This window comes from Kitasatospora sp. NPDC001261 (genome assembly GCF_042896795.1).
GTDB lineage: Bacteria > Actinomycetota > Actinomycetes > Streptomycetales > Streptomycetaceae > Kitasatospora.
In genome coordinates, this window is sequence record NZ_JBIAXP010000008.1 from 276,736 (window position 1) to 285,718 (window position 8,983).

1 protein-coding gene is annotated in these 8,983 nt (G+C 71.2%); it reads right to left on the minus strand.

Annotated features, from left to right (window positions below):
* Positions 1 to 28: 28 nt before the first annotated feature.
* Positions 29 to 8,980: an amino acid adenylation domain-containing protein gene (locus ACFY4B_RS13985; protein ID WP_387967995.1), complete on the minus strand. Its 8,952-nt coding sequence runs from the start codon at positions 8,978 to 8,980 to the stop codon at positions 29 to 31.
* Positions 8,981 to 8,983: the final 3 nt, after the last annotated feature.

Here is an 8,983-nt window from a genome sequence, read left to right on the forward strand (position 1 = left end):
TCGGCGCACGGGCCGCCGGCCCCGCCGGCTAGGACCGGTCGCGCCCGCCGGCCAGCCAGGCGGCGAGAACGGGGCCGATCTGGGCGAGCTGATCGGGCCTCGTCATTTCACCATGCCGCCCGGTCACCCGGTGCACCTCGATCCGACCGGTGACGTGGGCCCGCCAGTCCTCCGGCCGCACCGGGGGGCGCGGCTCCTCCCGGGTCGCCTCGAAGAACAGCACATCGCCCCTGAACGTACGGGACTTGAAGGAGTCCAGCACCGCGATGTTCGCGAGGAAGACCCTGGCCATCGCCTCCAGCGCGGCGTCGCCGAGCAGGGCGAACGGACCGTCCGCGGCCCGCGCGGACTCCGGGTCGTGGCCGAGCGACTCCAGGAGCGCCCCGACGGCCTCCGCACCGGTCAACTCCCGGGCCGGTTCGGTCGATCCGCCGCCGCCCCCGCTCGGGAAGCTGTCCATCAGGGTGAGCGCCTCGACCTCCTCGCCCTCCTCCTGGAGCCGGACGGCGAGTTCGTGCGCCACGACCCCGCCGAACGACCACCCCAGCAGCGCGTACGGGCCCTGCGGCTGGACGGAGCGGATCAGCGCCAGGTAGTCGTCGACCATGGCGTCGAGGCCGGCCGGAACGGCCTCGGGGGCCAGCAGGCCGCGGGCCTGGAGACCGTACAGGGCACGGCCGCCGTCGAGGTGGCGGAGCAGGCCCGAGTAGACCCAGCTGACGCCGGCCGCGGGGTGCACGCAGAACAGCGGCCGGGCCGCCGGGCCGCTGCTCCTGCGCAACGGCAGCAGGGTGGCGAGCGCGCCGTCCCCGTCCCCCGCGTCGTCCAGCCGGCCGGCGAGCGCGGCGACGGTGGGGGCGTCGAAGACGTCCCGGATGCCGATCTCGGCGCCGAGGGCGGTGCGGATCCGGCCGATCAGCCGGGCCGCGAGCAGCGAGTGCCCGCCCAGGAGGAAGAAGTCGTCGTCGATGCCCACCGACGGCACCCCGAGGACCTCGGCGAAGACCGCGCACAGGATCTCCTCCTGCGCCGAGCGCGCGGCCCGTCCGCCGCCTCCCGCACCGGCGACCGGCGCGGGCAGCGCCCGCTGGTCCAGCTTGCCGTGCGAGGTCATCGGCAGGTCCGCCAGCACCACGACCGCCGACGGCAGCATGTGCCGCGGCAGACGGCCCGCGGCGAAGCGCTGAAGCTCCTCCGGGTCGGCCGCCCGGTCGGCGACCGGCACCACGTAGCCCACCAGGCGCTTCTCCCCCGGCTGGTCCTCGCGCACCACCACGGCGGCCTGCGCCACCGCCTCGTGCGCCATCAGCACCGCGGCGACCTCGCCCGGCTCGATCCGGAAGCCCCGGATCTTCACCTGGTCGTCCGCACGCCCCACGTACTCCAGGGCGCCGTCGGCGCGCCACCGCACGAGGTCGCCGGTGCGGTACATCCGCTCGCCCGCCGCACCGAACGGATCCGCCACGAAGCGCTCGGCCGTCAGGCCCGGCCGGCCCAGGTAGCCGCGGGCGAGGCTCTCCCCGGCGATGTACAGCTCGCCGGGAACGCCCGGCGGGACCACCCGCAGGCGGTCGTCCAGGACGTAGAGCCGGGTGTTGCGGATCGGCCGGCCGATGACCGGCCGCTCGTACTCGCCGATCACGGCGTTCGTGCTGTACACGGTGCACTCGGTGGGACCGTACTGGTTGTTGGCGGTGACCCCGGCCCGCCGCAGAACATCCCACAGCGCCTCGTCGACGGCCTCACCGCCGACGTCCACGATCCGCGGGCGGGAGGCGCGCTGCTCGGAGAGCATCCCCAGCTCGACCAGCTGCCGGCAGTAGGTCGGGGTCGTCTCCAGGTAGTCGATCCGCTCGCCGTCGATGTAGTCGACCAGGAGCTCCGGCGTCCGGCGCGTCTCGTCGTCCACCAGGTGCAGCTCGTGGCCGTCCAGCAGCCAGAAGAGCAGCAGCCAGCTGGCGTCGAAGGTCGTCGCCCCGATCATGGCGGCCCGCAGGGGGCGGCCGGCCGAGGCGATGTCGGCCCGGTAGACGTCCTCCCGGTGGCTGTGGACGAGGTTGGCGAGGGAGCGGTGCTCGACGAGCACGCCCTTCGGCGTCCCCGTCGACCCGGAGGTGAAGATGGCGTACGCGGCGTGCCCGGGACGCAGGGGCGCGAGCCGGTCGGCGTCCGACACGTCGGCCTCGGACCGGCGGGCCAGCTCGGCGCCCAGCGACGGCTCCGCCAGGTCCAGCAGGTGCGGCACCCGCCCGGCCAGACCGGCGAACCGCTCGGCGGTGTCCCCGCCGGTGATCACCAGGCCGGGCCGGCAGTTGTCGAGCATGTACCCGACCCGCTCGACCGGGTACTCCGGGTCGACCGGGACGTAGCAGGCCCCGGCCTTCAGGATCGCCAGCAGCGAGACGACCAGGTCCGTGCCCCGCGGGAGCAGGACGGCCACGGACTGCTCCGGCCCCACCCCGCGGTCGATCAGCAGCCGCGCCAGGCGGTTCGCTTGCGCATTGAGCTCACGGAACGTCAGAACCTCGCCCTGGAAGACGAGCGCGGTCGCGTCCGGCGTCCGCCGGACGTGCCCCTCGAAGACCTCCGGGGCCAGCCCGGTGTCCGCCGGGACGCGCGTGGTGTCGTTCCACTCGACGAGAATCTGCCGGCGCTCGGCCGGGCTCAGGATGTCGACCGCCTCGATCGACTGGTCCGGGTCCGCGACCAGGGCGGTCAGCAGCCGGAGCAGGCGGTCCGCCAGCAGGGCCATGGTGTCGCGGTCGAAGAGCTCGGTGGCGTAGTGGAGAACGGCGAGGATGCCGGAGGGGGCGCCGGCGGCGTCGCGGTTCTCGACGCAGGTGAGGTTGAGGTCGAACTTGACGGGCGGCATCCCGAAGGACTCGGGCTGGGCGGTGAGGCCCGGGAGTTGAAGGGTGCCCTCGTCGTTGTTCTGCAGGACCAGCATCACCTGGAACAGCGGATGCACGGAGCTGGAGCGAACGGGGTTCAGCTCCTCGACGAGCCGCTCGAACGGCAGGTCCTGGTGGGTGAACGCCGCCAGGTCGGTGTCCCGGACCCGGCCCAGCAGGTCGCCGAAGCTGGGGGCGTCCGAGAGGTCCGTCCGCAGGACCAGGGTGTTGACGAAGAACCCGACCAGGTCGTCCAGCGCCTGGTCCGAGCGTCCGGCGACGACGGTGCCGATGGGGATGTCCGTGCCGGCGCCCAGGCGGGACAGCAGAGCCGCCAGAGCCGCGTGCAGGACCATGAACAGCGTCACGCCGTGCCGACGCGCCACCGCGTCCAGCTCGGCGTGCAGCTCGGGGCCGACGTGGAACTCCAGCAGCTCACCCTCGTGCGAGGCGGTGGCGGGGCGGGGCCGATCGAAGGGCAGAGCCACCTCCTGCGGCGAACCCCTCAATGCCTCGGACCAGTACGCGAGTTGCTGGTCCATGGTCGCGCCGAGCTCGTTGTGCTGCCAGAGCGTGTAGTCCGCGTACTGGACGGCCAGCGACTCCCACTGCGGGACGAGACCGGCCAGACGGGCCCGGTAGGCCGAGGCGATGCCCTGCCAGAGCGGACCGGAGGACCAGCCGTCACTGGCGATGTGGTGCAGGGTCAGGACTAGGACGGACTCAGACGCGCCGAGGGTGAACAGGGCCACCCGCAGAGGGAGTTCGGCGGAGAGGTCGAAGGTGGCGAAGGCCTCGGCCTCGATCCGCCCTGCGGCCTCGTCGGCCGTGCACGGCTCGACCCTGAAGGGCACCTGGACGTCCTCGGCGGGCAGGACCAGCTGGCGGGGCTGGCCGTCGACCGCCGGGTAGACCGTCCGCAGGGCCTCGTGGCGGCCGACCACGTCACCGATCGCCCCGCGCAGGGCCTCGACGTCCACCGAACCGTGCAGGCGGAACGCGAACGGGCTGTTGTAGGTGGCGGAGGCGCCTTCGAGCTGATCCAGGAACCACAGCCGCTGCTGGGCGAACGACAGCGGCAGCACCTCCGGACGCTCACCCGCCACCAGCGCGGGACGCGCCGGACGGCCCTCCTTCAGCTTCTCCATCACCCCGACGACGGTCGGGTTCCGGAAGAGGTCGCGGATGCCGAGCTCAGCATTGAGGGTCGTGCGGATGCGGCTGATCAGTCGGGTCGCGAGGAGCGAATGGCCGCCCAGAGCGAAGAAGTTGTCATCGATGCCTACCGATGGAACCCCGAGGACCTCGGCGAAGAACGCGCAGAGGATCTCCTCCTGCGCCGTCCTCGGACCACGATGCCCCTGCACCTCCACAGCCTCGACCGCGCCGGCCCGGGCCCGCTCCGCCCGGCTGAGGAAGTACCGCTCCTGCTCAGGCGAGTCGAACACCTCCCAGCCGGACACCGGAACCTCCGGATCACCGACCGCCACCCCGAGCAGCCGGATCAGGCGGTCCGCCAGCAGGGTCATGGTGTCGCGGTCGAAGAGGTCGGTGGCGTAGTGAAGGACGGCGAGGATGCCGGAGGGCGCGTTGGCGGCGTCGCGGTTCTCGACGCAGGTGAGGTTGAGGTCGAACTTGGCGGGCGGGGTCCCGAAGGACTCGGGCTGGGCGGTGAGGCCCGGGAGTTGGAGGGTGCCCTCGTCGTTGTTCTGCAGGACCAGGAGCACCTGGAACAGCGGGTGCCGGCCCAGCGAACGCACCGGGTTCAACTCCTCCACCAGGCGCTCGAACGGCAGGTCCTGGTGCGTGAACGCCGCCAGGTCCGCATCCCGGACCCGGTCCAGCAGTTCGCCGAAGGTCGGCTCCGCCGAGACGTCGGTCCGCAGGACCAGGGTGTTCACGAAGAACCCGACGAGGTCGTCCAGGGCCTCGTCCGAACGTCCGGCGACGACCGTGCCGATGGGGATGTCCGTGCCGGCGCCCAGGCGCGACAGCAGAGCCGCCAGAGCCGCGTGCAGGACCATGAACAGCGTCACGCCGTGCCGACGCGCCAAGGCGTCCAGTTCGGCGTGCAGCTCGGGGCCGACGTGGAACTGCAGCAGCTCACCCTCGTGCGAGGCGGTGGCGGGGCGGGGCCGGTCGAAGGGCAGAGCCACCTCCTGCGGCGCATCCCTCAACACCTCGGACCAGTAGGCGAGTTGCTGGTCCATGGTCGCGCCGAGCTCGTTGTGCTGCCAGAGCGTGTAGTCCGCGTACTGGACGGCCAGCGGCTCCCACTGCGGGACGAGACCGGCCAGACGGGCACGGTAAGCCGAGGCGATGCCCGACCAGAGCGGGCCCGAGGACCACCCGTCACTGGCGATGTGGTGGAGGGTCAGGACGAGGACGGATTCCCCTTCAGTGGCAGTGAACAGCACTACCCGCAAGGGAAGTTCGGTCGAGAGCTTGAAGGTGGTGAAGGCCTCGGCTTCGATCCGCTCGGCCAGCTCGCCGGCCGTGCACGGCTCGACCCTGAAGGGCACCTGGACGTCCTGGGCGGGCAGGACCAGCTGGCGGGGCTGGCCGTCGATCGCGGGGTAGACCGTCCGCAGGGCCTCGTGGCGGCCGACCACGTCGCCGATCGCCCCACGCAGGGCCTCGACGTCCACCGAACCGTGCAGGCGGAACGCGAACGGGCTGTTGTAGGTGGCGGAGGCACCTTCGAGCTGGTCGAGGAACCACAGCCGCTGCTGGGCGAACGACAGCGGCAGCACCTCCGGACGCTCACCCGCCACCAGCGCCGGACGCGCCGGACGGCCCTCCTTCAGCTTCTCCATCACCCCGACGACGGTCGGGTTACGGAACAGGTCGCGGATGCCCAGCTCGGCGTTCAACGTGGTACGAATCCGGCTGATCAGGCGCGTCGCCAGGAGCGAATGCCCGCCCAGAGCGAAGAAGTTGTCGTCGATACCCACCGACGGAACCCCGAGGACCTCGGCGAAGAACGCGCACAGGATCTCCTCCTGCGCCGTCCTCGGACCACGATGTCCCTGCACCTCCACAGCCTCAACCGCGCCGGCCCGCGCACGCTCCGCCCGGCTGAGGAAGTACCGCTCCTGCTCAGGCGAGTCGAACACCTCCCAGCCGGACACCGGAACCTCCGGATCCCCGACCGCCACCCCGAGCAAGCGAACCAACCGCTCCGCCACCAGACCCGCGGTCTCCTGGTCGAACAGATCGGTCGCGTACTGCAGAACGGCAGTGATACCGGCAGGCGCGTTGGCGGCGTCACGGTTCTCGACGCAGGTGAGGTTGAGGTCGAACTTCGCGGGCGGGGTCCCGAAGGACTCGGGCTGAGCGGTGAGGCCCGGGAGTTGGAGCGTGCCCTCGTCGTTGTTCTGCAGAACGAGCATCACCTGGAACAGCGGGTGCCGGCCCAGCGAACGCACCGGGTTCAACTCCTCCACCAGCCGCTCGAACGGCAGGTCCTGGTGCGTGAACGCCGCCAGGTCCGCATCCCGGACCCGGCCCAGCAACTCACCGAAGGTCGGCTCACCCGACACATCCGTCCGCAGGACCAGGGTGTTCACGAAGAACCCGACCAGCTCGTCCAAGGCCTCGTCCGAACGCCCCGCCACCACCGTGCCGATCGGGAGGTCCGTCCCCGCACCCATCCGCGACAGCAGAGCCGCCAGGCCCGCGTGCAGGACCATGAACAGCGTCACGCCGTGCCGACGCGCCAATGCGTCCAACTCCGCGTGCAGCTCCGGGCCGACATGGAACTCCAGCAGCTCACCCTCATGCGACGCGGCGGCAGGACGGGATCGGTCGAAGGGCAGGGCCATCTCCTGCGGCAGCTCTCCCAGCGCGTTACGCCAGTACTTCAACTGCTCGTCGAGGATCTCGCCCAGCTGGTTGTGCTGCCAGAGCGTGTAGTCCGCGTACTGGACGACCAGCGGCTCCCACTGCGGGACCAGGCCGGCCAGACGGGACCGGTAGGCCGAGGCGATGCCCGACCAGAGCGGGCCCGAGGACCACCCGTCACTGGCGATGTGGTGCAGGGTCAGGACGAGGACGGACTCGGTCGTACTGAGGGTGAACAGCGCCACCCGCAGCGGAAGTTCAGCGGAGAGTCTGAAGGTGGCGAAGGCCTCGGCCTCGATCCGGCCGGCCACCTCGTCGGCCGTGCACGGCTCGACCCTGAACGGCACCTGGACGTCCTGAGCGGGCAGGACCAGCTGACGGGGCTGGCCGTCGACCGCCGGATAGACCGTCCGCAGCGCCTCATGCCGCCCGACCACATCGCCGATCGCCCCACGCAGCGCCTCCACGTCCACCGCGCCGCGCAGGCGGAACGCGAACGGGCTGTTGTACGTGGCGGAGGCGCCTTCCAGCTGGTCGAGGAACCACAGCCGCTGCTGGGCGAACGACAGCGGCAGCACCTCCGGACGCTCACCCGCCACCAACGCCGGACGCGCCGGACGGCCCTCCTTCAGCTTCTCCATCACCCCGACCACGGTCGGGTTACGGAACAGGTCGCGGATGCCCAGCTCTGCGTTCAACGTGGTACGGATGCGGCTGATCAGGCGCGTCGCCAGGAGCGAATGGCCGCCCAGAGCGAAGAAGTTGTCATCGATGCCCACCGACGGAACCCCGAGGACCTCGGCGAAGAACGCGCACAGGATCTCCTCCTGCGCCGTCCTCGGACCACGATGCCCCTGCACCTCCACAGCCTCGACCGCGCCGGCCCGGGCCCGCTCCGCCCGACTGAGGAAGTACCGCTCCTGCTCCGGCGAGTCGAAGACCTCCCAGCCGGACACCGGAACCTCCGGATCCCCGACCGCCACCCCGAGCAACCGCACCAACCGCTCCGCCACCAGACCCGCGGTCCCCTGGTCGAACAGATCGGTCGCATACTGCAGGACCACCGTGATACCGGCAGGCGCATTGGCGACGTCACGGTTCTCGACGCACGTCAGATTGAGGTCGAACTTGGCGGGCGGTGTCCCGAACGGCTCCGTACTCACCACGACATCCGGGAGCTGGAGGCTGCCCTCCTCGTTGTTCTGCAGGACCAGCATCACCTGGAACAGCGGGTGCCGGCCCAGCGAACGCACCGGGTTCAACTCCTCCACCAGGCGCTCGAACGGCAGGTCCTGGTGCGTGAACGCCGCCAGGTCCGCATCCCGGACCCGGCCCAACAGCTCACCGAAGGTCGGCTCACCCGACACATCCGTCCGCAGGACCAGGGTGTTCACGAAGAACCCGACCAGCTCGTCCAGGGCCTCATCCGAACGCCCGGCGACGACCGTGCCAATCGGGAGGTCCGTCCCCGCACCCATCCGCGACAGCAGAGCCGCCAAGCCCGCGTGCAGAACCATGAACAGCGTCACACCGTGCCGACGCGCCAACGCGTCCAACTCCGCGTGCAGCTCGGGGCCGACATGGAACTCCAACAGCTCACCCTCATGCGACGCGGCGGCAGGACGGGGCCGGTCGAAGGGCAGGGCCACCTCCTGCGGCGCATCCCTCAACGCCTCGGACCAGTAGGCGAGTTGCTGGTCGAGAGCCTCCCCGAGCTGGTTGTGCTGCCAGAGGGTGTAGTCCGCGTACTGGACGGCCAGCGGCTCCCACTCCGGGGCGGCTCCGGCCAGCCGGGCCCGGTAGGCCGACGTGACCCCCTGCCAGAGCGGACCGGAGGACCAGCCGTCGCTGGCGATGTGGTGCAGGGTCAGCACCAGGACCGACTCGTCCTCGCCAAGCGCGAACAGCACGACCCGCAAGGGAAGTTCGACGGAGAGGTCGAAGACCGCGAAGGCCTCGGCCTCGATCCGCCCCGCCACCTCCGAAGCCGCGCACGGCTCGACCCTGAACGGCACCTCGACCTCACCGGCCGGCAGCACCAGCTGGCGGGGCTGTCCGTCGACCGCCGGATAGACCGTCCGCAGCGCCTCATGCCGCCCGACCACATCGCCGATCGCCCCACGCAGCGCCTCCACGTCCACCGATCCGTGCAGCCGGAACGCGAACGGGCTGTTGTACGTGGCGGAAGCACCTTCGAGCTGGTCCAGGAACCACAGCCGCTGCTGCGCGAACGACAGCGGCAGCACCTC